The organism is Methylobacterium nigriterrae (assembly GCF_037106235.1).
GTDB lineage: Bacteria > Pseudomonadota > Alphaproteobacteria > Rhizobiales > Beijerinckiaceae > Methylobacterium > Methylobacterium nigriterrae.
On the sequence record NZ_JBAWTG010000728.1, the window covers coordinates 1 to 290 of the forward strand.

Here is a 290-nt window from a genome sequence, read left to right on the forward strand (position 1 = left end):
GTCGGGATGCGTGCCGTAGGCGCGGTCGCCGATGATGCCGTGCGAGCCCTCCACCGGCACGTCGAGGCCCGGGGCGCAGTCGACGTTGATGCCGACGCTCGCGAGATCATGTGCGATCAGGCGGGCGCCGAGCCGCGCCATCGCGGCCCCGGAGCCGTTGCGGCGGCCGAGCCGGCCGCCCGCCGGATAGGCCGGCCAGTGGGGCGGGCCCATGCGCTGGTCCCGGCCGCCTTCCTGGTCGAGTAGGATAGGCGCGTCGTCGCGCCCGAGCGCGTCCCTGAGGTCGCTCG

General features: G+C 75.9%; 1 protein-coding gene. It reads right to left on the reverse strand.

Translation table 11 applies throughout. The features are described 5' to 3' along the window. Positions 1-290: glycoside hydrolase family 3 N-terminal domain-containing protein (locus WDW90_RS38900; RefSeq protein ID WP_336492972.1), on the reverse strand; the 290-nt coding region annotated here is incomplete at both ends.